General features: G+C 69.1%; 15 protein-coding genes. 8 read left to right on the forward strand and 7 right to left on the reverse strand.

Going from position 1 to position 26,259, the window contains the following annotated elements; all coding sequences use genetic code 11:
- Positions 1-93: 93 nt before the first annotated feature.
- Positions 94-1,272 (forward strand): sugar transporter, encoded by a 1,179-nt coding sequence (locus AC1RCO_RS03175; RefSeq protein WP_492617375.1) that lies wholly within the window; start codon positions 94-96, stop codon positions 1,270-1,272.
- Between the two features lie 242 nt (positions 1,273-1,514).
- On the opposite strand, the gene AC1RCO_RS03180 is transcribed toward AC1RCO_RS03175, so the two are convergent.
- The 7 genes from AC1RCO_RS03180 to AC1RCO_RS03210 all read right to left on the reverse strand — a co-directional run bounded on the left by AC1RCO_RS03180 (position 1,515) and on the right by AC1RCO_RS03210 (position 9,944).
- Positions 1,515-2,729: an MFS transporter gene (locus AC1RCO_RS03180; protein ID WP_019094505.1), complete on the reverse strand. Its 1,215-nt coding sequence runs from the start codon at positions 2,727-2,729 to the stop codon at positions 1,515-1,517.
- 3 nt (positions 2,730-2,732) lie between these two features.
- A complete protein-coding gene (locus AC1RCO_RS03185) occupies positions 2,733-3,551 on the reverse strand; it encodes an ABC transporter ATP-binding protein (protein ID WP_444434560.1) in 819 nt (272 codons plus the stop codon).
- Positions 3,552-3,559: 8 nt separating this feature from the next.
- On the reverse strand, positions 3,560-4,627 hold the full coding sequence (locus AC1RCO_RS03190) for a FecCD family ABC transporter permease (RefSeq protein ID WP_011061781.1): 1,068 nt from the start codon (positions 4,625-4,627) through the stop codon (positions 3,560-3,562).
- Positions 4,624-5,757 carry an ABC transporter substrate-binding protein gene (locus AC1RCO_RS03195; RefSeq protein WP_342403119.1) on the reverse strand — a complete coding sequence of 378 codons (1,134 nt, stop codon included), beginning with the start codon at positions 5,755-5,757 and terminating at the stop codon, positions 4,624-4,626. The genes AC1RCO_RS03190 and AC1RCO_RS03195 overlap by 4 nt, the downstream gene beginning before the upstream one ends.
- Positions 5,744-6,616 (reverse strand): PepSY domain-containing protein, encoded by an 873-nt coding sequence (locus AC1RCO_RS03200; protein WP_492617376.1) that lies wholly within the window; start codon positions 6,614-6,616, stop codon positions 5,744-5,746. The genes AC1RCO_RS03195 and AC1RCO_RS03200 overlap by 14 nt, the downstream gene beginning before the upstream one ends.
- Before the next feature lie 16 nt (positions 6,617-6,632).
- Positions 6,633-8,864: a TonB-dependent siderophore receptor gene (locus AC1RCO_RS03205; RefSeq protein WP_492617377.1), complete on the reverse strand. Its 2,232-nt coding sequence runs from the start codon at positions 8,862-8,864 to the stop codon at positions 6,633-6,635.
- A gap of 177 nt (positions 8,865-9,041) precedes the next feature.
- Positions 9,042-9,944: an AraC family transcriptional regulator gene (locus tag AC1RCO_RS03210; RefSeq protein WP_011061777.1), complete on the reverse strand. Its 903-nt coding sequence runs from the start codon at positions 9,942-9,944 to the stop codon at positions 9,042-9,044.
- Between the two features lie 375 nt (positions 9,945-10,319).
- Here AC1RCO_RS03210 and AC1RCO_RS03215 point away from each other — a divergent pair, with 375 nt between their 5' ends.
- The 7 genes from AC1RCO_RS03215 to AC1RCO_RS03245 are packed head-to-tail and all read left to right on the forward strand — an operon-like array spanning position 10,320 to position 26,256.
- Positions 10,320-11,987 (forward strand): (2,3-dihydroxybenzoyl)adenylate synthase, encoded by a 1,668-nt coding sequence (locus AC1RCO_RS03215; protein ID WP_077934359.1) that lies wholly within the window; start codon positions 10,320-10,322, stop codon positions 11,985-11,987.
- A complete protein-coding gene (locus tag AC1RCO_RS03220) occupies positions 11,980-13,725 on the forward strand; it encodes an ABC transporter ATP-binding protein (RefSeq protein ID WP_492617378.1) in 1,746 nt (581 codons plus the stop codon). Before AC1RCO_RS03215 ends, AC1RCO_RS03220 begins: the two co-directional genes overlap by 8 nt.
- On the forward strand, positions 13,722-15,488 hold the full coding sequence (locus AC1RCO_RS03225; RefSeq protein WP_492617379.1) for an ABC transporter ATP-binding protein: 1,767 nt from the start codon (positions 13,722-13,724) through the stop codon (positions 15,486-15,488). Before AC1RCO_RS03220 ends, AC1RCO_RS03225 begins: the two co-directional genes overlap by 4 nt.
- Positions 15,478-18,948 carry a non-ribosomal peptide synthetase gene (locus tag AC1RCO_RS03230; protein ID WP_492617380.1) on the forward strand — a complete coding sequence of 1,157 codons (3,471 nt, stop codon included), beginning with the start codon at positions 15,478-15,480 and terminating at the stop codon, positions 18,946-18,948. Before AC1RCO_RS03225 ends, AC1RCO_RS03230 begins: the two co-directional genes overlap by 11 nt.
- A complete protein-coding gene (locus AC1RCO_RS03235) occupies positions 18,945-24,368 on the forward strand; it encodes a non-ribosomal peptide synthetase (RefSeq protein WP_492617381.1) in 5,424 nt (1,807 codons plus the stop codon). Before AC1RCO_RS03230 ends, AC1RCO_RS03235 begins: the two co-directional genes overlap by 4 nt.
- On the forward strand, positions 24,365-25,480 hold the full coding sequence (locus AC1RCO_RS03240) for a saccharopine dehydrogenase NADP-binding domain-containing protein (RefSeq protein ID WP_236203827.1): 1,116 nt from the start codon (positions 24,365-24,367) through the stop codon (positions 25,478-25,480). Before AC1RCO_RS03235 ends, AC1RCO_RS03240 begins: the two co-directional genes overlap by 4 nt.
- Entirely contained in the window at positions 25,477-26,256 is a 780-nt protein-coding gene (locus AC1RCO_RS03245) for a thioesterase II family protein (RefSeq protein ID WP_492617382.1), read from the forward strand. Before AC1RCO_RS03240 ends, AC1RCO_RS03245 begins: the two co-directional genes overlap by 4 nt.
- Positions 26,257-26,259: the final 3 nt, after the last annotated feature.

Below are 26,259 nucleotides of genomic sequence, written 5' to 3' on the forward strand. Positions count from 1 at the left end.
CGCAATCCGGGAGCAGCGATGCTGGCCCGGGTTGTGCATTTTTCCAGCGGGTCCCGGACCCGTTCCATCATCGAAAGAGTATGACGCCCCCCCATGAGTGATTCCGCGGCGACACCCCAAGGCAACTGGCAGCCGGTCATCGCGCTGGCGCTGGCGGCCTTTGTCTTCAACACCACCGAGTTCGTGCCGGTGGGCCTGCTCAGCGCCATTGGCGCCAGCTTCGACCTGCCCACCGAGCGGGTCGGTCTGATGCTCACCATCTACGCCTGGATCGTGTCCCTGACCTCGCTGCCGGTGATGCTGCTGACCCGCAACATCGAACGACGCAAGCTGCTCACGGTGCTGTTCGGGCTGTTTATCGTCAGCCATGTGTTCTCCAGCCTGGCCAGCAACTTCGGCCTACTGATGCTCAGCCGCATCGGCGTGGCCCTGGCCCATGCACTGTTCTGGTCCATCACCGCGTCCCTGGCGGTGCGCCTGGCGCCGCCGGGCAAGCAGGTGCAGGCCCTCGGGCTGCTGGCCACCGGCACCTCACTGGCCATGGTCCTGGGCATTCCCCTGGGCCGCTTGCTGGGCGAGGCCCTGGGCTGGCGCACCACGTTCAGCGTGATCGCGGCCATGGCCGGCCTGCTGGTGCTGTGGCTGATCCGCACCTTGCCGCTGCTGCCGAGCCAGAACTCCGGTTCCCTGCGCAGCCTGCCGCTGCTGTTCAAGCGCCCGGCGCTGGTGGCGATCTATGTGCTTACCGCCCTGGTGGTGACGGCGCAGTTCACCGCCTACAGCTACATCGAGCCCTTCATCAAGGTGGCGGCGGGCCTGGGGGGCGAGGTGGTGACCCTGGTCCTGCTGGTGTTCGGCGGCGCCGGGATCATCGGCTCGCTGCTGTTCAGCTGGCTGCACCGCCACAGCCCCCAGGGGTTTCTACTGACCGCGGTGGCGCTGCTGGCGCTATGCCTGAGCCTGCTGTTGCCGCTCAATGGCCACGTCTGGTCGCTGGTGGCCCTGAGTGTGTTCTGGGGCATGGCGATCATGGGCTTCGGCCTGGCCCTGCAATCCAAGGTGCTGGTACTGGCGCCGGACGCCACCGACGTGGCCATGGCGATGTTCTCCGGCATCTACAACATCGGCATTGGCGGCGGTGCGCTGCTGGGCAGTTGGGTCGGCGGGCAGCTGGGCTTTGCCTATGTCGGCCTGGCGGGTGGCGCCCTGGCGACCCTGGCCTTGCTGTTGTACAGCGTGGCCCTGGGCCGCATGAGCCGCACCAGCGTGTAGACGCTGCCGCAGGCTGCGAACGGTCTGGGCGGCACTCCGTCGCAGGGACGCGGCGCTCTCAAGGCCGTTGCGTGTTCGGCGGTCGATCGTCAAGCAAGGTCCTGCGGACCTTTGCGCAGCTTCGCGGGCTCAGCAGCGGCTACAGGGCCAGTGCCGATCGGGGATTTGTGGAGCCGCTGCCGCAGGCCGGCAGCGGCGACAGGGCCGCAGGGTTTCGATAATGCGCGTCGTTCGCCCGAAGGTTACCGGCGTCGGGCTACGGGCCAGCAGGCCACCAGTACGAGCAGCAGCGCCGCCAGCAGGTAGGGCAGGCGTGGCTCCAGCCCGTAGATCAGGGTCCCGGCCAGGGGCCCGACCACTACCCCCAGGCCCTGGGCCGCGCCGATGGAGCCGGCTGTGGCGCCTTGTTCGGCGGCGTCCACCGAGTTGCTGGCCAGGGCGGCGAAGGAGGGGAAGATCCAGCCCATGCCGGCGGCCGAAACAAAGAACCCCAGCCACAGCACCCAGGCGTGGGCCGCGAGAATGCTGGTGACAAAGCCCAGCGCCGCCACCAGGGCGCCGATGCGGATCATCCGCAGCGGCGGCCATTCCAGTTTGCGCACCACCAGTTGCGAGGCGATCAGCGCCACCCCCACCAGGGTCAGGGAAATGCCGGCGGTCTGCGCCGCATCGGCCGGGCTCATGCCCAGGCGGTCGAGGGCGAAGAAGCCCACGGTGATCTGCGCCATGGCCACGCACAGCATCGAGACGAACGCCACCACCAGCGGCCGGCGCAGGCGCGGGTCGCCCAGGCTCACTGGCTTGGGCGGCTGCTTGAGGTGCAGTTCCTGGCGCGGCAGCCGTGCCTTGAGGAAGGCGAAGCCCAGTAGCGGCAGCACCGCCAGCGCATAGAACGGCAGGCTCAGGCTGTGGCGCGCCAGCAGCGCGGCAAGCGCCGGCCCCAGGACCAGCCCGCAGGCGTTGGCCGCCCCCAGGGACGCCATGGCCCGGGCGCGATGCTCGGGTTCGATGTTGTCGGCGATCAGCGCATAGCCGCCCACCGGGATTGCCGCATAGAACACCCCGATCAGGCCGCGGCCCAGCAGCAACCCGGCAAACGCCAGCAGCGCCGAAGGCAGGGCGTGCAGCGCCACGTCGATAAACAGGCTGAGGGCGAGAAAGGCCAGGGTGAAGCCGCCGGTGCCCAGCAGCAGGATGCGCCGCCGACCGAGGCGGTCACTGGCCCGGCCCCAGGGCCGGGCCAGGAGCATCCAGATCACCCCGGAGACGGTCACCGCCATCCCTGCCTGCCAGGTGGCCAGGCCGAGAATCCGCGCAATGGGGCCGATCAGCGAAACGAACGCCATCATCGCCATGGTGCAGGCCAGGTTGGCCACCAGCAGCGGGCGCAGGTCGAAGGCCGGGGCGGCCTGGGGCGTGTCCAGGGTGTCGAGGGGCAGCTGTTGAGCGTTGGTCATGGTTTATCCCAGGGCTGAGTGAGAGGGCAGGCGGCCGTCGACCATCACCAGCGGTCGACCGCGTACCTGTTCCAGGCTGGCGTCGACGCCGTAGACGTCGCGCAGCAGTTGTGGGTTGATCACCTCCAGGGCCGGCCCGGCGGCGGCCAGGCGGCCATGGTGCAGCACCACCACCTGCTGGCTGAAACCCAGGGCCAGGTTGATGTCGTGGACCACCACCAGGGTGATCAGCTGGCGCTCGTGGGTGGCCCGGGTGATGGCGTCCACTACCTGGCACTGGTGGTACAGGTCCAGGGCGCTGGTGGGTTCGTCCAGCAGCAGCACCCGGGGCTGGCGCACCAGGGCCTGGGCCAGGCCCACCAGTTGGCGCTGGCCACCGGAGAGGGCGTCGATCGGGCGGTCGGCCAGGGCGGTGAGGTCCAGGTCCTGCAGCACTTGTTCGACCCCGTGCAACACCGCCGCGCTGGGCCGGCCAGGGGCGAAACCGCCAGTGCGATGCCCGGCCATGGCAGCGCTGAGCACTGCTTCGAAGGCGCACAGGCGGGTACGTTCCGGCAGGCTCTGGGGCAGGTAGACGATGTGCTGCGCCCGTTCCACCTGGGGCAGGCGGTTGAGGTCTACGCCGTCCAGCAGTACCTGGCCCGAGGTCTTGTGCAACCCGGCGATGCCCCGCAGCAGGGTCGACTTGCCCGCCGCGTTGGGGCCGATCAGCGCGGTCACGCTGCCCCCGGCCAGGGGCGGCAGGGCCACGTCGCACAGCACCTGGCGGTTGCCGTAGTGCATGTTCAGGCCGGCGGTGCACAGGCCGGCGTTGGAGGACACAGGCGGCTTCACAGGACACCTCGACGGTTGCGCATGACGATGGCCATGAAGAAGGGAATGCCCACCAGGGCGGTGACGATACCCACCGGAATTAGCACCCCGGGGATCAGGGCCTTGCTGGCGATGGAGGCCATGGACAGGATCAGCCCGCCGCTGAGTACGCTGGCCGGCAGGAACAGCCGATGGTCCTCGCCCACCAGCAGGCGGGCGATGTGCGGGGCGATCAGGCCGATAAAGCCGATGGTGCCGACAAAGGACACCGCCAGGGCCGACAGCAGGCTGATGCGCAACAGTGACAGCAGGCGCAGGCGGCCAACGTCGATGCCGAAGCTGCGGGCCCGTTCCTCGCCCAGGGTCAGGGCGGTAAGGGCCCAGCTCTGGCGCAGGGAGAAGGGCAGGCACAGCAACAGCGCCAGGGCCAGTACCGCGAGCTTTTCCCAGGAGGCCCGGGCCAGGCTGCCCAGGGTCCAGAACACCAGTTGCTGCAGGCTGTCCTGGGTGGCGACGAATTGCAGCAGCGCCACCAGGGCATTGAAGGCGAACACCAGGGCGATGCCGAACAGCACCAGGCTTTCCACGCCGAAGCCGCGCCAGCGTGCCAGCAGGTACAGCAAGGCCACCGAGGCCAGGGCGAAGAGGAAGGCGTTGGCCGAGATCAGGTACTGCGCCGGCACCCCGGGAAGGCCCAGGCCGAGGACGATGGCCAGGGCTGCACCAAACGCCGCGGCGGCGGATACACCGAGGGTGAAGGGGCTGGCCAGGGGGTTATCGAGCACGGTCTGCATCTCCGCCCCGGCCAGGGCCAGGGCGGCCCCCACCAGCACCGCCATCAGCGCGTAGGGCAGGCGCACGTTCCACACGATCACCGCTTCCACCCGGGGCATCGAGCCCGGGTCCCAGAGCACCTGCAGCAGGCGCGACAGGCTCATCCCCGAAGGCCCGGTGGTGATGTCCAGGGCCAGGGACAGCAGCAGGGCCAGGGCCAGCCCGCCCAACAGCAGCACTCGGCGCCCGTGGCGTCGCTGGTAATGGCCGGCGGCAAGGTTGTCCGCCACGTCGGTGGCAGCCTGGGTCATGGTTTCAGGCTCGTGGCGAACACGCCGCTGGCGGGAATCGGCATGAAGCGCTGGTACAGCTCGCGGCGGGTCTGGTCCGGGTCCAGGTCCTTGAACAGCTCCGGGTGCAGCCACTTGGCCAGGGCCTGGACCGCGATCAGGTGTTCCGGCGAGTCATAGAAGATGTGCCACAAGCCGTGCACATTGCCTTCGCGCACCGCCCGCAGTTCATTCAGCGGCGGGCGGTTGGCGGCCTGGCGCAGGCTGTCCCGGGCCTGTTGCAAGGTGGCGGAATAACCCAGGGTCACGCCGCCCTGGCCGGCGGCAAAGACCCCGGTGGCCACGTAAACGTCCGGGTCGCTGGAGAGGATGTACTCCACGTTGAGCACACCAATGGGGCCGGGTATGCGCCCGTCGGCAATGTTGCGCCCGCCGGCCAGCTTGATCATTTCGCCGAAGTTGCCGGTGCCCGGGGAGCCGCAGCAGTCCTGCAGCCCGGCGAGCATGTCGATGAAGATCTTCGGCTGCTTGACGGTGCCGGCCTTGGCCAGGGTCTGGGTGACCTTGGCCAGGGAGTGCTGATAGAAGGCAATGAATTCCTCGGCCCGCTGCTCACGGCCCAGGGCCTGGCCCAGCAGGCGCATGCTGGGCACGGTGTTGCTCAGGGGATGGTCGCTGAAGTCGACGAAAATCACCGCCACCCCGGCGGCCTCCAGCTGTTTCACCGCCTCGCTGTCGGGGCCGGGCCCATGGCCGCCGCTCAGGGCCATGATCGCCAGGTCCGGGTGCACCGCCAGGGCCTTTTCGACGCTGAAGGTCTCGGCCGAGGTGCCGCCCACCAGCGGCACCTTGTCGGCCTGGGGGAAGACCTTGTGATAGGCCTCGTAGCCCTGCACGTCGAGGCCGCGAAAGTCCCCTTGCCAACCGGCGAGACGGGCGAACGGGTTCTGGCCTTCGAGCAGCGACAGGGAATAGATCATCCGGCCTTCACCCAGGAGGATGTGCTCGACCTTCTCCGGCACCTGGACCTGGCGTCCGGCCAGATCGGTGAGGGTCGCGGCGCTGGCCGTGGCGGCCCATAGCAGGCCCAGGGGCAACAGGCCGAGCAAGAGCCCGCGCTGGGCGCGGCGCAAGAAATCACGGTGTGTCATGGCTAGTTTCCTTGAACGATTGGACGGCCCGGCGGGCAGCGCGCTTGCGCCACCACAGCAGCAGGCCGGTGAGGTACAGAAGGGGTAACGAAATGCCGCAGAGAAAAGCCAGCCAGGCGCCGGGGGTGCCCAGCAGCAAGTGGCCATGGGCCGCGGAAAACAGCGGCTTGATCGCCATCGGCTGGGCGCCGGGCCAGGTGAAGAGGTCGGGGCGTGCCAGCCAGGCACCGCTGCCGGCAATCAGCAGCAGCGGCAGGCACAGCCAGGCCGCCGCCACGTTGTGCCATTCCCGCAGGCGTCGGTTGCCCCGGCTGCCGGGACGCAGGCTGGCGGCCTTCCACCAGCTGCGCCGGCCCGGCCACCACAGGTACAGGCCACTGCCCAGGGAGCCCAGCAGCGCCAGGCCACAGAGCAGCACCAGGTTCGACCCCCAGGCTGGCGGCAGCAGCAGGCTGCGGTGCAGCGCCACCAGCTTGGCCAGCCACAGGTCCTCGAAGACGAAGAAGCCCCGGGGTTCGCCGCTATAAGGATCGATCATGGCGATGCCGGTGCCGGGACGCTCCTTGAGGGCCCCGAAGACGATCACATTGTCCGATTCGAGAAAGCCCTGGCGCGGTGGGGCTGCGCCGAAGACCTTGTGCAATTGCGGGTAGGCGTCGGAGGCGGCCCTGATCCAGGCGTCCTGTTGCAGCCACGTGCCATGCTCGCCAGGAGCCAGTTGCAGCATCTGCGCACCGACCTCCCAGCGCAGGATCGGCCCCTTGAGCTCCAGCAGCGAACCACTGAGGCCCAGCAGCGCGAGGAACAGCCCCAGGCACAGGGCCAGCCAGCGGTGCAGCCTGAGCCAGATATCACGCATGGACAGCATCGGCGGCTTACCAGCGATAGCGCAGGCTGGCGATGACACTGCGGTCATAACCGGCGCTGCAATTGGTCAGTGAGCAGCCTTCGTAATAGTGCTTGTCGGTGAGGTTGGTGGCATTCACCGCCAGGCGCAGGCCCTTGGCCGCCGGGATCAGCTTGTCGAAGTCGTAGTGCACCGCCGCGTCCAGCAAGGTGTAGGAAGGCACGCGCTGGGTGTTGGCGGCATCGGCCTCGGTGGAGCCGATGTAACGCACCCCGGCGCCGAAGCCCAGGCCGCTCAGGGGGCCTTCGGGCAAGGTGTAGTCGGCCCACAGCGAGGCCATTTTTTCCGGGGTGTCGGTGGGGCGTTTGCCCTTCTCCAGCGGGTTGTTGCTCTTGCTCACCTCGGCGTCGTTGTAGGTCAGCGCCGCCAGCAGGTCCAGGCCCCGGGCCAGGCTGGCCTTGCCTTCGAGCTCGATGCCGCGCACGTTGATCTCGCCGGTCTGGATCTTGTTCAGGCGTTCGGCCGGGTCGGTGGTCAGGACGTTTTCCTGGGTCAGGTCGAACAGCGACAGGGTGATGTAGCTGTCGATGCCCGGCGGCTGGTACTTGACCCCCACTTCCGATTGCTTGGCGCTGGTGGGCTTGTACGGCGTGCCGTAGAAGTTGGTGCCCAGTACCGGGTCGAAGGACGTGGAGTAGCTGATGTAGGGCGCCAGGCCGTTGTCCGCCAGGTACACCAGGCCGGTGCGGTAGGTGAACTTTTCGTCGTTCTGCTTGCTGCCGCTGTCGTTCATGCGGTTATCGGTACGGGCGCTGGAGCGGTCCTGGCGTCCGCCGACGGTGAGCACCCAATGCTCATCGAAGGTGAACTGCTGCTGGGCGTAGACCCCGACCTGATCGGCGCGCTGCACGGTGTTGGTGAAGGGGGTGGTGGGGTTGAACACGCCGCCATGCACCGGGTTGTAGATGTCGATGGGCGAAGCCGAGCCGCCGCGCAGGTAGTAGTCCTCGCGGGTGCGCCGGTAGTCGATCCCCAAAAGCGACACCATTTGCGTGCTGCCCAGGTTCCAGCGGGCCTGGGCATTGTTGTCCAGGGAGTAGGTGTCGCCGACGATGCGAAAGCGATAGGCAGCGCGGTTCAGGGTGCGCAGGTCCGGAGCCAGGGACATGCCGCTGGCGGTGTTGGTCAGCAGGTTGACGTGGCCGTAGCGGGCGCTGGAATTGAGGCTCCAGACGTCATTCAGGCGGTGCTCCAGCAGGTAGCCCAGGGAGTACTGGGTGCGGTCGTTGTCCAGCCCCGGTTCATCGAGGAAGACGTTGTGCCTGACCTTGCCATTGGGGTTGCCAAGCAGGGTGCCCTGGGCCGGCAGGAACACCCGCGGCGCGCCGAACGTGTCCTGGGTGTAGTCGGCCAGGAGGGTCAGGCTGGTGTCGTCGTTGGGCTTCCAGGTGAAGGAGGGCGCGAAGTACTGTTTGTCGTCCTTGATGTGATCGAACTGGGTGCCGCTGTCGCGCTCCAGGCCCACCAGGCGATAGAGGAATTGCCCTTCATCGTCCAGCGGCCCGCTGAAGTCGAACTGGCCCTGGGCTCGGTCGAAGCTGCCCCCCTGGATCTGCACTTCATGGAAGGGCTTGTCCAGCGGGCGCTTGCTGATCTGGTTGACCACGCCCCCCGGCGAGTTCTGCCCGAACAGCACCGAGGCCGGGCCCTTGAGCACATCGATGCGCTCCAGGCCATAGGCTTCGACCTTGGGCCAGGCCTGGGCGGTATTGCCCTTGAGGCCATCGCGGAGCATGCCGGTGGTGACGTCGAAACCGCGGATCGAGAGGGTGTCGAAGCGCTGGCTGGCGGCGGTGGTATTGGCCTGGACCCCGGCGGTGTAGCGCAGCGCCTCGTTCACCGACTGCACCTGCTGGGCATCCATCTGGTCGCGGGTGATCACGGAGATCGACTGGGGAATTTCGCTCAGGCTGGCATCGGTCTTGGTTCCGCTGAGGCTGCGCTTGGCCACGTAACCGGCCTGCGGCCCGGTGGCGGAGTCGGGCTGGGTGGCGCTGATCACGCTGGTGTCCAGGGTCAGGGCGTGGTCCTGGTCGGTATCGCCATCGGCGGCCAGCGCGGCGCCGGCCTGGGTCAGCGAGAGGCCCAGGGCCAGGCCGTGGATCAGGCACGCCAGCGGGTTGCGGCCCAGAGCCGGACGCGAGACCACACAATTGACGGGACAACCTGAGGTGTTTCGGTGCGCAACGCGGCTACCCATGCTTCACTCCGTGATGGGGATTAAATGAGAATGCAAACGTATCTCATTTGTGAGCTTGGGTTGCGGGCTAAAACTTTGGCTTGAGCGACCATTTCTTTCGTTTGCGGTACGGCGCGGGGAGGGCGCCCGGATCACCAGGCGCAGCTTTGGATGGAGCAGGCTCGAGCAGGAGCGGGCTCAACGCAAGGACTTGGGCGACACCCCGAAGCGCTTGCGAAAGGCCGTGGAGAAATGCGCCGGGCTGTAGCCGACCCGATAAGCCGCGCTGGAGACATTGGTCTCGCCACTGGCCAGCAAGCGATAGGCTTCGCCCAGGCGCTGCTCCTGCAGGTAGGCATAGACGCTGGTGCCAAACACCTGACGGAAACCGGCGGTGAGCTTGCGCGGGTTCAGGCCCACCTGGCGCGACAGCTCCGACAGCGAAGGCGAATCCTGCAATGAGTTGAGCAGCAGGTCACGGGCGGCATGGATGCGCTCGATGTCCGCCGAGCTGCATGGGCTGTCCTGCAGTGGCCTGGATTCGGCCTGGGCGAGAATCCCCTCGACCCCCAGGGCGGTGAGTTCCAGGGCCTTGCCACCCAGGTAGAAGGAGCGGGTCGGGCCCTGCAGCGGGCAGGTGAAGATCTGTTGCGCCAGGGCCAGCAGCGGTTTGCTCGCCGGCTGGCAGAACAGCATCGGGCCGCCGCCGCGCTGATCGAGCAGGCGCTCTGGTTCCAGGCCGACATTGCGGATCGAGGGGAAGTCGAGCTGCACCGTGGTGTAGCGCACCGGCACGCCGCTGGCGAACAGGTGGTCGCCGCAGTGCTCGCCCTGGTTTGCCACGGCGCACAGGGTCGGCCCGCGGATCTCCACTTCGGGCTGGCCTTCGACCCGGCAATTGAGCTGGCCGCTGAGCACCAGGATGATTTTCAGGCCTTCCCAGAGCGGCTCCTGCATCCACATCTGGCTGTCCATCAGCACGGTCCCGGTGGAGAGGGTGACCTCCGGGACTACAGCGGCCGACCCGGTGTGCTGCGGGTTGGGAAAGTGCAGGGTGGAATCCCTTTTGACAGGCTGCGGCGCAGCGTTGGGGCTGAGCATGGCGAACTCCCTGTGGACCTGAAAAGAGGCCATACGCTAGCAGGAAATTGCCTTTCTGTAATTAAGAATGATTATCCTTTAGCCTTCGAGCACCGTCCTGCCGGGCTCTTTCCGGGGCGCGCCGCGCAATCAAAAGAAAAAGCCGCGCAAACGAATGTCCTGCCGATTGCCGGGTCCGGCAAATTGCCTATTAATAATCACTCTCATTTCCAGGCACGGCAGCCTCCCATGGACGACCCCTTGCTCGACAGCGCCGCAGGACCGCCGGCGACTCTTCATTCCCGCCAACCCTGACGGCGGATTCCCAGCTCATTCCAGGGGCCTGATCTCTCAGGTCCAGGGCCGCTTTTTGCGTAAAAAACATCAGGAGACAGCATGTCCACTTTCGATGACCTCAAGGATTGCCCCTCTTGGCCCGAAGACTTCGCCCAGCGCTACCGCCAGGCCGGCTACTGGCGCGACGAAACCTTTGGCGACCTGCTGCGCAGCGCCGCCCAGGCCTTTGCCGAGCGTGAAGCACTGACCGAGGGCGAGCAGCACCTGAGCTACCGGCAACTGGACCTGCGGGTCGACCAACTGGCCGCCGGCCTGTACCGGCTGGGGCTGCGGGCCGGCGACAACGTGGTGCTGCAACTGCCCAACAGTGCGGCCTTCGTCGAAGTCTGCTTTGCCCTATACCGCCTCGGGGTGCGGCCGATCTTCGCGCTGCCGGCCCACCGGCACCTGGAAATCGGCCGCTTCTGCGAGTTCGCCCGGGCCCGGGCCTACTTCTGCGCCGACCGGGACGCCAGCTTCGACTATCGGGCCATGGCCCGCGACCTCAAGGACCGCAACCCGCAGCTGGAGTGGGTGGTGGTCGCCGGCGAAGCCGAGGAATTCACTGCCTTGCACAGCCTGTATGAGCCGGCGCCTGCGCGTACCTTCCCGTCCCCCAGCGCCGACGCGGTGGCCTGTTTCCAGCTCTCCGGCGGCTCCACCGGGGTGCCCAAGCTGATCCCGCGCCGGCACCACGAATACCTCTACAACCTGCGGGCCAGCGCCGAGCGCTGCGGCCTGTCCGAGGCCAGCGTGTACCTGGTGGCGCTGCCCATGGCGCACAACTTTCCCATGTGCTGCCCAGGGTTCATCGGCACCTTTTCGGTGGGCGGGCGGGTGGTGCTGAGCCCCTCGCCGAGCCCGGAAGTCTGCTTCGAACTGATCGAGCGCCAGGGGGTGACCCACACCGCGCTGGTGCCGCCCCTGGCCCTGGTCTGGCTGGAAGCGGCCCAGGCCCGCGGGCGTGGCCTGGCGCCGTTGCAACTGCTGCAAGTGGGCGGCGCCAAACTCAGCTACGAGGCCGCAAGGCGCATCGAACCGGTGCTCGGCTGCCGCCTGCAGCAGGTGTTCGGCATGGCCGAGGGGCTGATCTGCTACACCGACCCCGAGGACCCGCCACAGCGGGTGCTGCACACCCAGGGCCGGCCGCTGTCGCCGGCGGACGAAATTCGTGTGGTGGACGAGCACGACCAGCCGGTGCCGGTGGGGCAGGTGGGGCAGTTGCTGACCCGCGGCCCCTACACCATCCGCGGTTACTACCGTTACCCCGAGCACAACGCCCAGGCCTTCACGGCCGATGGTTTCTACCGCACCGGCGACCGGGTCATGCTCACCGCCGACGGCTACCTGATGGTGGAAGGGCGCGACAAGGACCTGATCAACCGCGGGGGCGAAAAGATCGCTGCCGAAGAAGTGGAAAACCTGCTGCTCAGCCACCCGGCGGTGGCCGACATCGCCCTGGTGGCGATGCCTGATGCCTTCCTCGGCGAACGCACCTGCGCCTTCGTCATCCCTCGCGGCACCGCGCCCCGGGCCCCGGAACTGCTGCGTCACCTAAGGGCCCAGGGCCTGGCGGCGTTCAAGCTGCCGGACCGCTTCGAGTTCATCCCGGCCTTCCCCCAGACCGGGGTCGGCAAGGTCAGCCGCAAGCACCTGCGCGAGGCGATCCAGGCCCTGTACTTCGGCGCCCAGGCCGAACCCCTGGAGGGAAGTGGCGCCCGTGGCTGAACGACAAGGACTTTGCGACCTGTTGCACCCGGTGCGCGGGCGCCTGCTGGCGGCCATGCTGCTGCAGGCCCTGGCGGCGCTGGTGGGGCTGTTGCCGTTCATTGCCGTGGCCGAACTGGCGCCGCTGCTGCTCGCCGGCGAGCTGGATGCGCAGCGTGCGCAGTTCTGGCTGCTGGCCGGCGCCGCCGCGTTGCTCCTGCGCCTGCTGGGGCTGGCGGCGGCATTGCAGATCACCCACCTGGCCGACAGCGACCTGCAACGCCAACTGCGCCAGCGCATCGCCGCACACCTGGCACGGGTGCCCCTGGCCTGGTTCGGCCAGCAGCGGGAGACCGCCGAACGGGCCTTGCTGGATGATGTCGGCGCCCTGCACCAGTTGGTGGCGCACCTGCCCAACAACCTGGTGGCGGCGCTGGTGGTGCCCCTGGCCAGCCTGGTCTACCTGCTCACGGTGAGCCTGCCCATGACCCTGGTGGTGCTGCTGCCGCCATTGCTGGCGCTGTGGCGCTTGCGGGTCATGCGCACCCCGGCCTATCAGGCCGAGCGCCAGCGCCTGGGGGCGGCCCTGGGCGACCTGTCCACCGCGACCCTGAACTTTGTGCAGAGCATCGCCATGGTCAAGTCCTTCGGCCGTGCCGAGCGGGTGCAGGCGGATTTCGTCAGCGCGGTGCAGGGTTTCGGGCGTTTTTTCTCCCAGTGGGTGGAGCGCTGGGCGGGCCTGGGGGCGAGTGTCGAGGTGCTGCTGTCGCCCTTGATGGTGCTGGCCCTGGTGCTGGTGGCCGGGGTGGCGCTGACGGCGGCCGGCTGGCTGCACCCGGTGCAACTGTTGCCGTTCGCCCTGCTTGGCCCGGCCCTGGCGGCGCCGGTGGCGGCATTGGGGCATGGCGCCGATTCCCTGGTCCAGGGCCGGGCGGCGGCGCAGCGCATCAGCACCGTGCTGAGTATCCCGGTGCAGGCGCAGCCGGCGTTCTCCCGGGAGCCCGAGGGGCATCAGGTGATCTTTGATGAAGTGGCTTTCAGCTACCCCGACGGCACCCAGGTGCTGCACGGCATCGACCTGTGCCTGCAACCGGGGACCCTGACCGCCCTGGTGGGGGATTCGGGCGCTGGCAAGTCGACCCTGGCCACCTTGCTGGCGCGCTTTGCCGACGTCAGCGGCGGGGCCATCCGCATCGGCGGCGTCGACCTGCGGGACATGGACAGCGCGACCCTCTATCGCCAGGTGGCCTTTGTCTTCCAGGACGTGCGCCTGCTGCGCAGCAGCGTTCTGGACAACCTGCGCCTGGGGCGTCCCGAGGCCACGCTGGCCGAGGTCGAGGAGGCGGCCCGGGCGGCGCAGATCCACAGTCGTATCACCGCCTTGCCCCAGGGTTATCACACCCAGCTGGGCAGTGGCGTGCAGCTCTCCGGTGGTGAAGTGCAGCGCCTGGGCATTGCCCGGGCGATGCTCAGCCAGGCACCGATCCTGGTGCTGGACGAAGCCACCGCCGCCAGCGACCCGGAGTCCGAAGCGGCGATCCAGCAGGCGTTGTCGCGGCTGGCGGCGGGGCGCACGGTGCTGGTGATCGCCCATCGCCTGAGCAGTATCCAGGATGCCGACCAGATTGCCGTGCTGCAGGCCGGGCGACTGGTGGAATGCGGCCGGCACCAGGCCCTGCTGGAGCAGCAGGGGGTGTATGCCGGACTGTGGGCGGCGCAGCAGTTCTGCGCCGTGGAAACGGCGGGGGAGCAGGCATGATTGGCGCACTGTTACGCAGTTTGCAGCCGGCCGAAGCCAGCCTGCTGCGCCGGGCCTTGCTGGCCATGGCCGCCAGTGCCCTGGCCCAGGGCGCGGCGCTGGCCCTGTTGCCCATGGCCTTTGCCAGCCTGTTCGATGCCGCTGCCGGGCAGGCGCCGTGGCGATGGGCCGGGGCCTTTGCCGGTTTCGCGCTGCTGTGCCTGGGGTTGCGCCGGCATGCGCAACTGGCGGGCTACCGCGCGGGCGCCGCGGCGGCCCAGTCGTTGAACCTGCGCATCGGCGAACAACTGGTGCGCCTGCCCCTGGAGTGGTTCGTCGAGCGCCGCAGCGCCGAGCTCAATCGGCTGGTGACCCACACCGTACTGCAGATCATGAGCACCCCGGCGCACCTGTTGCAGCCCATGGCCAACGCCTTGCTGACGCCCCTGGCGCTGCTTGTGGCGCTGTTCTTCTATGACCGCACCATGGCCCTGGCGGCCTTGGCCAGCGTGCCCCTGCTGCTAGTGTTCTACCACTGGGGCGTACGCTGGGGCGGCCAGGCCGAAAGCCGCAGTGAGGCGGCGGCCAACGAGGCGGCGGCGCGGGTCCTGGAGTTCCTGCGCCAGCAGCCGCTGCTGCGTGCCAGTGGCCGCACCGGCGAAGGCTTCAGCCTGCTCATCGAGGCCTTGCAGCAACAGCGCCGGGCCCAGCGTCGGGCCCACTGGCGGACCTTTCCGGCGGCCCTGGGGCTGGCGGTGGTGCTCCAGGCCGGCTACACCGCGATGCTGCTGTGCGGCCTGTATGCAGTGCTCGGTGGCAGCCTGGGAGTGGCCCAGTACCTGGCGCTGGCGGTGCTCGCCACCTGCCTGGTGGAGCCCATGGGCACCCTGGTCAACCTCGGCACGACCTTGCGCCAGACCCGCCATGGCCTGAACCGTTTGCGCCACTTGTTGCGCCTGCCGGCGCTGCCGGAGCCGAGCCAGCCCGAGGAACCCCGGGGGCATCAGGTGCAGGTGCGCGACCTGGGGCTGGTGCGCCAGGAGCAGGTGATCCTGCAGGGCATCAGCTTCGAGCTGGCGCCGGCCTCGCTGAACCTGCTGGTGGGCGCCTCCGGCTCCGGCAAGTCGAGCCTGCTGCGCCTGCTGGCGCGGTTCAGCGATGTTGATAGCGGCGCCATTTTGTTGGGTGGTGTCGACCTGCGCCAACTGTCCGCCGCGCAGCGCGATCGTTCCATCGCCCTGATGTTCCAGGACTGTCCGCCGCTGGCTGCGAGCCTGCTGGACAACCTGCGTCTGGGCGGCCCCGAGGCCAGCGACAGCCAACTGATGGACGCCGCCCGCGCCACCGGCCTGGACCTTGTGGCCCAGCGCCTGCCCCAGGGCTGGCAGACCCGGGTCGGCGAGGGCGGCGTCAGCCTTTCCGGGGGCGAGCGCCAGTGCCTGGCCCTGGCCCGGGTGCTGCTCAAGGACGCCAGCCTGATCCTGCTGGACGAACCCACCGCGGCCCTGGATGCCATCAGCGAGGCCCGGGTCAACCGTTGCCTGCTGCAGCTGGCGCGCAAGCACACGGTGCTGCTGGTGACTCACAAACCGACCCTGGCCCCCAGCGCCGGACAGATTCTCCTACTGGACCAGGGCCACCTGGCCCAGCGCGGTACCCACGCCCAACTGATGGCGGCCCCGGGCCGTTATCGCGAGCTGTTCCACGAGCGCGAGGCGATCAACCGCTGGCGCCTGCGCCAACCCCCTTCCGTACCCCAAAGGAACGTCCACCATGACCGATAACCCAGCACTGGCACGCGCTCATCCAGCGGACGCCGGCCTGAGTCATTCACCCCAAGGACTCTGCGAAGGCATTGCCCGGCTGCTCGGCTACAGCGCCGAGGATCTTGAACCCCAGGCCTCCCTGATCGAGCAGGGGCTCGACTCGGTGAGCATCATGCGCCTGCCGGCGCTGCTGGCCGCCGAAGGCGTGGCCCTGAGCTTCGCCGAACTGATCCAGCAACCGACCCTGGACGCCTGGTGGGCGCTGATCGAGGCTCGCCGTGGCCTCGCGGCGCCGCGCCTGCAGGCTGTGGCCCGCGCTCCTGCCAACAGCGATTTCGCCCTGACCCCACTGCAACAGGCCTACTGGTTCGGCCGCGATCCGGGCATGCCCCTGGGCGGCGTCGGCTGCCACCTGTACCAGGAACTGGACGGCCATGGCCTGGAGCCCCAGCGCCTGGAGCAGGCCCTGCGCCGCCTGTGCCAGCGCCATCCGATGCTGCGGGCGTGCTTTATCAGCGACACCTGCCAGCGCATCCTGCCCCAGAGCCCCTGGCCCGGGCTGACCGTCCACGACCTGCGCCAGGCTTCCTGCGTCGGGGCTGCCGAGGCCCTGGAGCAGATCCGCGAAAACCTCTCGCACCGGTGCCTGGAGGTCAGCCGCGGGCAGGTGTTCGATGTGCAGTTGAGCCTGCTGCCCGAAGGTCGCAGCCGCCTGCACCTGAACATCGACCTGCTGGTGGCCGACGTGCTCAGCATTGGCATCCTGCTGCGCGACCTGGCGCTGATCCATGCCGGCCAGGAGCACAGCCTGCCGGCCCTGGACTGGAACTTCGCCGACTACCTGCGGGCCGAACAGGCGGCGCGCGCGCCACTGCTGGCGGCGGCCCGGGACTATTGGCTGGAGCGCCTGGAAGAGCTGCCGGACGGCCCGCAACTGCCCCTGGCCCAGGAGCCGCAGAACGCCGGTACTGCGCGTTTTCGCCGCCTGGCCATGCGTCTGGACCAGGGCCAGTTGCAGGCCCTGGAGCAGCGCGCCCGGCAGCACGGGCTGACCCTGGCTAGCGTGCTGGCCTGCGCCTATGCCCAGGTGCTGGGGCGCTGGAGCGCCAGCCAGCATTTCCTGCTCAACGTGCCGCTGTTCAATCGCCAGGAACTGCACCCGTGCGTGCCTCATCTGCTGGCGGACTTTTCCAACCTGGTGCTGCTGGAGGTCGACCAGCGCCAGCCCGCGCCCTTCAGCCAGCAGGCCCTGGCGTTGCAGGCTCAATTGCACCGCGACATCGCCCACAGCGCCTGGCCCGGGGTCGAGGTGCTGCGCGAGCGGGCGCGGCTGCGCCAGGGCGGTGGCCAGGGCGCGCCGGTGGTGTTCGCCTGCAACCTGGGCCCGGCCTTTGTCGACGCCACCTGCCGCGAGCAACTGGGCGAACCGGGCTGGGCGCTGTCGCAGACGCCCCAGGTCTGGCTCGACCACCAGAGCTACCCGCTGGCCGACGGCCTGCTGCTGAACTGGGACGCGGTGGACGCGCTGTTCCCCGAAGGCCTGCTGGACGAGATGTTCGACGCCTACCGCGCCTTGCTGTTGTGGCTGTGCGCCAACGACTGGCAGCAGGTGGCGCCCTTGCCGCTGCCGGCGGCGCAACAGCAGCGCCGCCAGCAGGTCAATGCCACCGCACACGCGACCCCGGCGCAGCTGTTGCACCAGGGCTTTTTCCAGCAGGCGCGCCTGAACCCCGAGGCCGTGGCGCTGATCTGCGAGCAGGGCAGCCTGAGCTACGCCGAGCTCGCCCGGCAGGCCCTGCAACTGGCCGGGGCCTTGGGCGAGTGGGGCGTGCAGCCGGGTGACGCGGTGGCGATCACCTTGCCCAAGGGCCGCGACCAGGTGGTCGCGGTGCTGGGGACCCTTGCCGCCGGGGCGGTCTATGTGCCGGTGGGCATCGAGCAGCCGCCGGCGCGCCGCGACATGATCTACCAGCGCGCCGGGGCGCGGGTGGTGATCACCGATCAGGCCCACCGCGAGGGCGGTATCTGGCTCGCCGAACTGCGGGTGGTGACCCTGGCCCAGGCGCTTGTCGCACCGGCGCTGGGGCAATCCCTGGAGATGGCGGCGGATGCCCTGGCCTACGTGATCTTCACCTCGGGCACCACCGGCGAACCCAAGGGCGTGGAACTGTCCCACCAGGCGGCGATGAACACCATCAGCGCCATCAACCGGCGCTACCAGGTGAGCGCCGAGGATCGGGTGCTGGGGGTCTCGGCCCTGGATTTCGACCTGTCGGTGTACGACCTGTTCGGCCTGCTGAGTGTCGGCGGCGCCCTGGTGCTGCCGGCGGACGGGCTGCGCAAGGAGCCCCGGGAATGGCTGCGGCTGATCCGCGAGCAGCGGGTGAGTGTGTGGAACTCGGTGCCGGCGCTGCTGGACATGCTGACCCTGCAAGTGCGCGACGACGGCGGCCTGGGAGCCTTGCGCCTGGCCATGGTCTCCGGTGACTGGGTCGGCCTCGACCTGCCACGGCGCCTGGAGCGGGCGGCGGGCCACCGCGTGCCGTTCGTGGCCCTGGGCGGCGCCACCGAGGCGGCGATCTGGTCCAACTACCAGGACGTGGCGCAGGTGCCCGGGCACTGGCGTTCGATCCCCTACGGGCGGCCCCTGGACAACCAGTGCTTCCGGGTGGTGGACAGCCAGGGCCGGGACTGCCCGGACTGGGTGCCCGGCGAGCTGTGGATCGGCGGTGCCGGGGTGGCCGCCGGCTATCGCGGCCTGCCGACCCTCAGCGCCCAGCGCTTTGTCGAGCACGAGGGCCGGCGCTGGTATCGCACCGGCGACCAGGGCCGCTACTGGGCCGACGCCAGCCTGGAGTTTCTCGGGCGCCTGGACCATCAGGTCAAGGTCCGCGGCTTTCGCATCGAGCTGGCAGAAATCGATGTGGCCCTGGAGCGCCACCCGGCCATCGACCGCGCGCTGAGCCTGGTGCTGCCCGGCAGCGAAGCCCAGCTGGCGGCGGTGCTGCTGGCCCGGGAGCCGCTGCCCGAGCCCCAGGCCCTGCGCCAGTGGCTGGGGCAATGGCTGCCCGAACACATGCTTCCGGACCTCTGGCTGAGCCTGCCGGAACTGCCCCTGAGCACTAACGGCAAGGTCGATCGCGCGGCTTTGCTGTGGCTGCTGCAGGAGCAACGCCGGGGCATCCAGCCGCAGAGTGCCGAGCCGCCGGAAGGGGAATGGGAAGAGGCCGTGGCCGCGCTCTGGCAGGAGCTGCTGGAGGTGCCGCAGGTGGGCCGGCACCAGGGCTTTTTTGCCCTGGGCGGCAACAGCCTGCTGGCGGCCCGGTTGATCGAACGCATCGCCCGGCAGTTCCAGCTGGAACTGTCGCTCAAGGATTTTTTCAACGCGGCCACCGTGGCCCTGCAGGGGCAGTTGCTTGCCTCGCGCCGGGAACAGCGGCCCGTCAATCAGAACGCAATGGTGGAGGGCGTGTTATGACGCTGCAGCAACTGCAACAGGATCTGCAACAACTGGGTGTGGAGCTCTGGGAAGAACAGGGCCGCTTGCGCTATCGGGCCCCGGCCGGGGTCATGGACGAGGCGCGCCTGCAACAGCTACGCGAACACAAGGAGGCGCTGCTGCAACAGCTGCAAGCGGCGCAGATGCCGACCCTGGAGGCCGACCATTCGGCCCGGGAAGAACCCTTCCCGCTGACCGACGTGCAGGCCGCCTACCTGCTGGGCCGCACCACGGCTTTCAGCTACGGCGGCGTGGCCTGCCACGGCTACCTGGAGTTCGCCCAGAAGGACCTGGACCCGGTGCGCCTGGAGCAGGCCTGGAACCAGTTGATCGCGCGTCACGAGATGCTGCGGGCCGTGGTCCTGGAGGAGGGCTACCAGCGCATCCTGCCCCAGGTGCCGCATTACTCCATCGCCCGCCACGACCTGAGCCGGGACGACGGCAGCGCCTTGCAGGCCTTGCGCGAGCGCATGGAATTGCGCCGTGCACCGCCCCAGCAATGGCCGCTGATCGAGCTGTGCGTGAGCCAGGGCCGCGACACCTCGCGCTTGCACCTGTCAGTGGACCTCTTGGTGTGCGACTACCAGAGCGTGCGCATGCTGCTGGCCGAACTGCAGCAGCTGTACCGCGGCGAGAGCCTGCCGGCGCCGACGCAGATCAGCTTTCGCGACTATGTGCTGGGTGAGCGCCGCCTGCGCGAGCAGCCGCGCTACCAGCGTGATCGCGACTACTGGTGGGCGCGGGTCGACAGCCTGCCGGGTGCGCCGGAACTGCCATTGCTGGGGCCGCCCAGCGGGCCGCGCTTCCAGCGCCGGGCCATGGGCCTGGAGGCCCGGGACTGCAATGCCTTGCGCCTGAACGCGGCGGCGGCCGGGGTCGGTGTGTCGGCGGCAATCCTCTCGGCCTATGCCGAAACCCTGGGCCGCTGGAGCCGGCGCGGGCACTTCTGCCTGAGCCTGACCCTGCTCAATCGCCTGTCCCTGCACCCCCAGGTGGATCGCCTGGTGGGGGACTTCAGCTCGGTGGAACTGCTGGAAGTGCAGACCCTGCAAGGCGGCAGCTTCGGCCAGCGCAGCCAGCAGCTGCAGGAGCGCCTGTGGCAGGACATGGACCATCGCCTGTGTTCGGGCATCGAAGTGCTGCGCGAGCTGGCGCGGCGCAAGGGCCAGGACGCGGCGCTGATGCCCTACGCCTTCACCAGCACCCTGGGGGCCGGCGGCGAGAGCGGCGGCGGGGCCTTCATGCCCGGTGCCGAACTGGTGTTCGGCATCAGCCAGACGCCCCAGGTGCTGATCGACTGCCAGGTCAGCGAGCGTGACGACGGCTTGGCGATCAACTGGGACATCCGCGAAGGGGTGTTCAGCGAGACCCTGCTGGATGCGCTGTTCGACACCTTCGAACGCCTGCTCAAGCGCCTGGCCCGGGAGCCCTCGGCCTGGACCCTGGATGACTGCCTGGAGTTGCCGGCGGCCCAGCGTCTGCAGCGCGAGCTGGTGAACCAGACTGCCGCGCCTTTGCCCTCCGGCCTGCTGCATGAGCCGTTCTGGCGCCAGGCCGCGGCTGCACCCGAGCGTGTGGCGCTGATCCAGGGCGCCGCGCAACTGAGCTACGGCGAACTGGCCGGGCGCGCCGAAGCCGTGGCCGAAGCCTTGCTCGACGCCGGCTGCCAGCCTGGAGAGCGGGTCGCGGTGTGCATGGACAAGGGCCTGGAACAGGTGATCGCGGTGCTCGGCATCCTGCGGGCCGGGGCCGCCTACCTGCCCCTGGACACCAACCAGCCCGAGGCCCGGCGCCAGTTGATCCTGGACAACGCCGAGGTCGCCCGGGTGCTCAGCCAGTCCTGGCTGAACGACAGCCTGAGCTGGCCGGCGCGGGTGACCCAGGTGATCGCGGTGGACCAGGGCCCGCGGGCGGCACAACGGGCGTTGCCGAGCCTGGACATCGACCCGCAGCAACTGGCCTACGTGATCTACACCTCGGGCTCCACCGGGGTGCCCAAGGGCGTGATGATCAACCATCAGGCGGCCCTCAATACCATCGTCGACATCAACCAGCGCTTTGCCATCGAGGCCCAAGACCGGGTACTGGCCCTGGCCAGCCTGGGCTTCGATCTGTCGGTGTACGACATCTTCGGCCTGCTGGCCGTGGGCGGCGCCCTGGTGCTGCCGGACCCGCAACGCCGCGCCGACCCTTCGCATTGGGCCGAGTGCGTCCGGGAACACGGGGTGACCCTGTGGAACTCGGTACCGGCGCAATTGCAGATGCTCACCCACTACCTGCAGGCCGTGCCATCCATGGCCCCCGGTTCCCTGCGCCTGGCGCTGCTGTCTGGAGACTGGATCCCCCTGAACCTGCCGGCGGAGGCCGCCCAGCTACTGCCCGGGCTGCGGCTGATCAGCCTCGGCGGCGCCACCGAAGCGGCGATCTGGTCGATCTACTATCCGATTACCCAGGTCAACCCCCAGTGGCGCAGCATTCCCTACGGCATGCCCCTGGCCAATCAGCGCTTCATGGTGCTCGACGAGCAGGGCCGGGATCGCCCGCAAGGGGTGGCCGGCGAGCTGTACATCGCCGGTAGCGGTCTGGCCCTGGGTTACCTGGGGGATGCCGAGAAAACCGCCGAGCGCTTTGTCGACCATCCGCGCAGCGGCGAGCGCCTGTACCGCACCGGCGACCTGGGGCGCTACCTGGACGACGGCCTGATCGAGTTCCTCGGCCGCGAAGATTTCCAGGTCAAGGTCCGTGGCCACCGCATTGAACTGGCGGAGGTGGAAAGCGCGCTGCTCAGCCATCCCCATGTGGAGTCCGCGGTGGTGGTGGCAGCGGGCGAGGGTGCCTTCGAGCGGCACTTGCAAGCCTGCCTGCGGGCCAGCCTGCGGGACACGCCGATCGCCTGGCCGGCGCAGTTGCAGGCGCGCACCCAGGCGGCGGCCGAAGCCGTGCGCGGCGGCTTGAGCGATGCCCTGGTGAGCGAGATGTCGGCCTGTGTCGAGCGCGCCGCACTGCTGTCCATGGGCCTGGCCCTGCAACGCCCCGGCTTGTTCGAGAGCGCCGGGCAGAGCCATGCCCTGGACGAGATTGTCGCGGCTTGTGAGGTGGCGCCGCGCAACCAGCGCTTGATCCGCCGTTGGCTGCAAGCCCTGGCCCGGGAAGGCCTGGTGCACCGGGACCTGCACACCGGGCGTTATTCGGGCCTGCAGGTATCGGCCGAGGAATACCGCCAGCAATGGCAGCGCATCGATGCCCTGGAACCGTCCGTGGGCTGGGGCGGCGAAGTGCTGCGCTACCTGCGCGAAAGCCAGGAGCAACTGCCGGCGCTGATGAGCGACCAACTGGACCCGCTGCACCTGCTGTTTCCCCAGGGCCGCACCGACACCGCCGAAGGCGCCTACCGCAAGAACCTGATCAGCCAGTACCTGAACCAGGCGGTGTGCGCCGCGGTGCAGGAGATCATCCGCCAGCGTCCGGCCGGCCAGCGCCTGCGCCTGCTGGAAATCGGCGCCGGGGTCGGCGGCACCAGCGCCGACCTGATCCCGGCCCTGGACGGGCTGGCGGTGGACTACCAGTTCACCGACCTGTCGCAGTTCTTCCTCAACGAGGCCCGGGAACATTTCGCCGCTTACCCCTGGGTCAGCTACGGGCTGTTCGACCTCAACCAGGACCATTGGGCCCAGGGCGTGGCCGCCAACTCCCTGGACGTGATCCTCTGCGCCAACGTGCTGCACAACTCGCGGCACGCCAGCCGGGTGCTGGCGCGGCTGCGGGAGATGCTGGCCCCGGGCGGCTGGCTGATCTTCATCGAGGCCACTCGCGACACCTACCAGATCATGGCGTCCATGGAGTTCAAGGAGGGCCTCACCGCCTTCGAGGATTTCCGGGCCGAACTGGATACCACCTTCATCCGCCGCGAGCAGTGGCAGCAGTTGCTGCTGGAGGCCGGAGGCGAGACCCCGCTGTGCCTGCCCGGGGCCGATGACGCCATGTCGCAGATCGGCCAGCACCTGTTCATCACCCGCTTCAAGAGCGAGCGCCAGGCCCTGGAGCCCGAGCAGATGCGGGCCGATCTGGCCCGGCACCTGCCGGAGTACATGATCCCGAGCCACTGGCAGATCCTCGATGAAATGCCCCTGACCGCCAACGGCAAGGTCGACCGCCAGGCACTGGCGCGGATCGGCGTGGCCGGCCCCGAGCAGCAGGCCAGCAGCGGCGCGGCGCCCGTGGATGAGCTGGAACGCAGCATTGCCGAGGTCTGGCAGACCCTGTTGCGGGTGCCGGCGGTGGGCCGTGACCAGGGCTTCTTCGAGCTTGGCGGCGACTCGCTGCTGGTGGCCCAGGTGGTGGGCCGCCTGCGTGAAGCCTTGCCCCAGGCCCGGCAGTTGCCCTGGAGTGACCTGCTGCGCCAGTTGATCAACCAGCCCACGGTGGCGGCCCTGGCCGATTACCTGCGAGGCCAGGGCGTGGAGGGCGATTCGCCGCTGGTGCGCATCAGCGACAAGGCCCAGGGCCCGACGCGGATCTTCGTCCACGACGGCAGCGGCACCCTGGCGCCGTACCGAGCCCTGTTTGCCGCCCTGGGGGAAGAAGCGCCCCTGGAAGGGCTGGTGCTCAACGATGTGCCGGCCTACCTGGCCCTGGAGCCGGCCACGGCGATCCGCCAGTTGGCCGAGCGTTATGCCGACACTCTGCAGGCCGAAGGCCGGCGCCAGGTGAGCATCGTCGGCTACTGCCTGGGCGGGCTGCTGGCCACCGAGCTGGCGGCGTGCCTGGCGGCGCGCTCCATCGAGGTGCTGCAACTGAGCGTGATCAGCAGCTACCGGGTGCCGTTCATGATCGAGGACGACCTCTTGGCCGAGTACGTGTTCGCCCGGGTGATGCAGGCCGATCCGTTGGCCCTGGGTTACCCCGAGGATGAACAGGCCATGGAGCGCACCATCGCCCGGGTGCTGGCGCAGACTCCGGGGCGCGTGCCCCAGGGTTCGCTGCTGGCCTTGAGCGAGGATGCCCAGTGCGCCCCGGCCCTGGCCTGCCTGCGGCGTCTGGCACACAAGACCCCGGAGCAGCGCCTGCAGGCCATTGCCGAGGCCATGCGCCACGCCGGTTCGCAACTGAGCGACCTGCACTGGCTGCGCGAGCAGTTGCAGGTATTGCGCCACAGCCTGGCCGCGGTAGCCCTGCACGAGGCCACGCCGTACCAGGGCGACATGCTGTTCATTCGCCAGAGCGGCGAGGTGCAGGTGCTGCCCGGCATGCACCGCGACATGAGCGCCTACTGGCAGGCCCTGTGCCTGGGTGAGCTGCGGGTAGTGGATGTGCCCGGGGATCATTTCAGTTGCATGCAGCAGCCCCAGGTGCAAGCCGTGGCCCAGGCCTTCGATGCACCCACCGAGGTGGCGGCATGAGGGCAGGGGTGATGGGGCTGGTCGGCGCTTACGGCAGCGTCGGCCGTCAGGTCGCGCAGTTGCTGGCCGGCAAGGTGGCACTGCGCCTGGGTGGACGCGATCCGCGGCAGGCCGAGCAACTGAACCAGCAGTTGGGGGCGCGCGCCGAGGTGCGCGCCCTGGACCTGTGGGAGCCACAGAGCCTGGCGGACTTCTGCGCTGGTTGTTCGCTGGTGATCAACTGCGCCGGGCCCAGCTACCGGATTCTCGATCGGGTGGCCCGGGCCGCCCTGGCCGCAGGCGCCGACTACCTGGATGTGGGGGGCGACGATCCACTCCATGAGCGGCTGGTGGGACAGCTGCCGGCGGGGCACCGGGTGCTGTTGTCGGCGGGCATGCTGCCGGGGCTCTCGGGGCTGTTTCCGCAACTGCTGGCGCAGTCCTTCCAGCGGGTCGATGCCTTGCGCTGCTATGCCGGTGGGCTGGGGCGCTTGTCCGCCACGGCTGCCGAGGATTTCCTGCTGAGCCTGGGCAACGGCTTCGGCCAGGCACAGTGCGGCTGGTGCGAAGGGCAGGTGGTGCGCAGCACGGCAAGTGCCGAACAGGCATTGCAACGCGACTGGCTGCCACCGGCCGGGGTGCAGGCCTATCCGTACCTGAGCACCGAGCAGCAGCGCCTGTTCGGTGATGTGCCGGTGCGCCACGGTCAGGGTTTCAACCTGTTCGAGGGCGGCCAACTGGCGGCGGCCCTGCAACGTATCCAGGGCTCGGCGCCAGAGGCGCGGAGCAGCGCGCAGAACATCGCTGCGCTGGTGCAGGCCAGCGCCCTGGATGTGGCCGGGCGCCGGCCCTATCAACTGCTGGCGGTGGAAATCGACGGCCTGCGCGAGGGCCGCCAGCAGCAGGCCAGCGCCTGGCTGCGGGCCAGCGACGGCTCGCGCCTGACCGGCAGCGTCGCAGCCTTCTGTGCATTGCAGTGGGCGCATCTGCCTGAGGGGCTGCACTACGCCGCCCAGGTGCTGGACGCGACGGCCTGCCTGGAACAACTGCTGCGCTGGCTGCCGGATACGCGGGTGCACCTGCCCGACTTCGCCGCTGTGGCGCTGGCCGAGCCAGAGGAGGGCGTGCTGTGAGAAAGGTTCCCAGTGCCTGGCTGCGTCGTTATCCGCAGCCGCAACCGCCGCGCTGCCGCCTGGTGTGCCTGCCCCATGCCGGTGGCAGCGCGAGCTTTTTCAACGACTGGCGTGGCCAGTTGCCGGCGGATGTCGAGCTGGTCAGCGTGCAGTACCCGGGGCGCGAAGAGCGCCTGAGCGAAAGCTGGCCCGGCAGCCTGGAGTGGATGGCGGGCACTATCACCCGGGCCCTGTCGGACCTGGTGGACCGGCCCCTGGTGCTGTTCGGCCACAGCATGGGCGCGGCCCTGGCCTATGAGGTGGCGGCGCGCATGCAGCAGCAGGGCTCGGCGCCACAACGGTTGATCGTGTCCGCGCACCCCGCGCCCCATCGCCAGCGCAGCGGCGAACTGCACCTGGGCCGGGACGAGGACCTGCTGGCGGATGTGCGGCGCCTGTCGGACGGTGCGCCGTCGCCCCTGGATGACCCGGCGCTGCGCGACCTGTACCTGCCGGCGTTGCGCAACGACTACCGGCTGATCGAGTGCTACCGCGGTGCGCCCGGCCGCGCCCTGGACCTGCCCCTGAGCGTGTGCCTGGGGGCCCGGGACACCGAGGTGGACCAGGACGAAGCCTATGCCTGGGCCGAGGTCAGCGCCCAGGTCACCGACTTCCAGGCCTTCCCCGGCGGGCACTTCTACCTGCGCGAGCAACAGGCCGAACTGCTGCGCCACCTGACCCGGCTGCTGGCCGGCCATGGCGAGCAGCCGTGGCAGTGCTGGCCGTCGACCCCATGAATT

The sequence above is a fragment of the Pseudomonas sp. GW823-FHT03E05 genome (genome assembly GCF_058796855.1).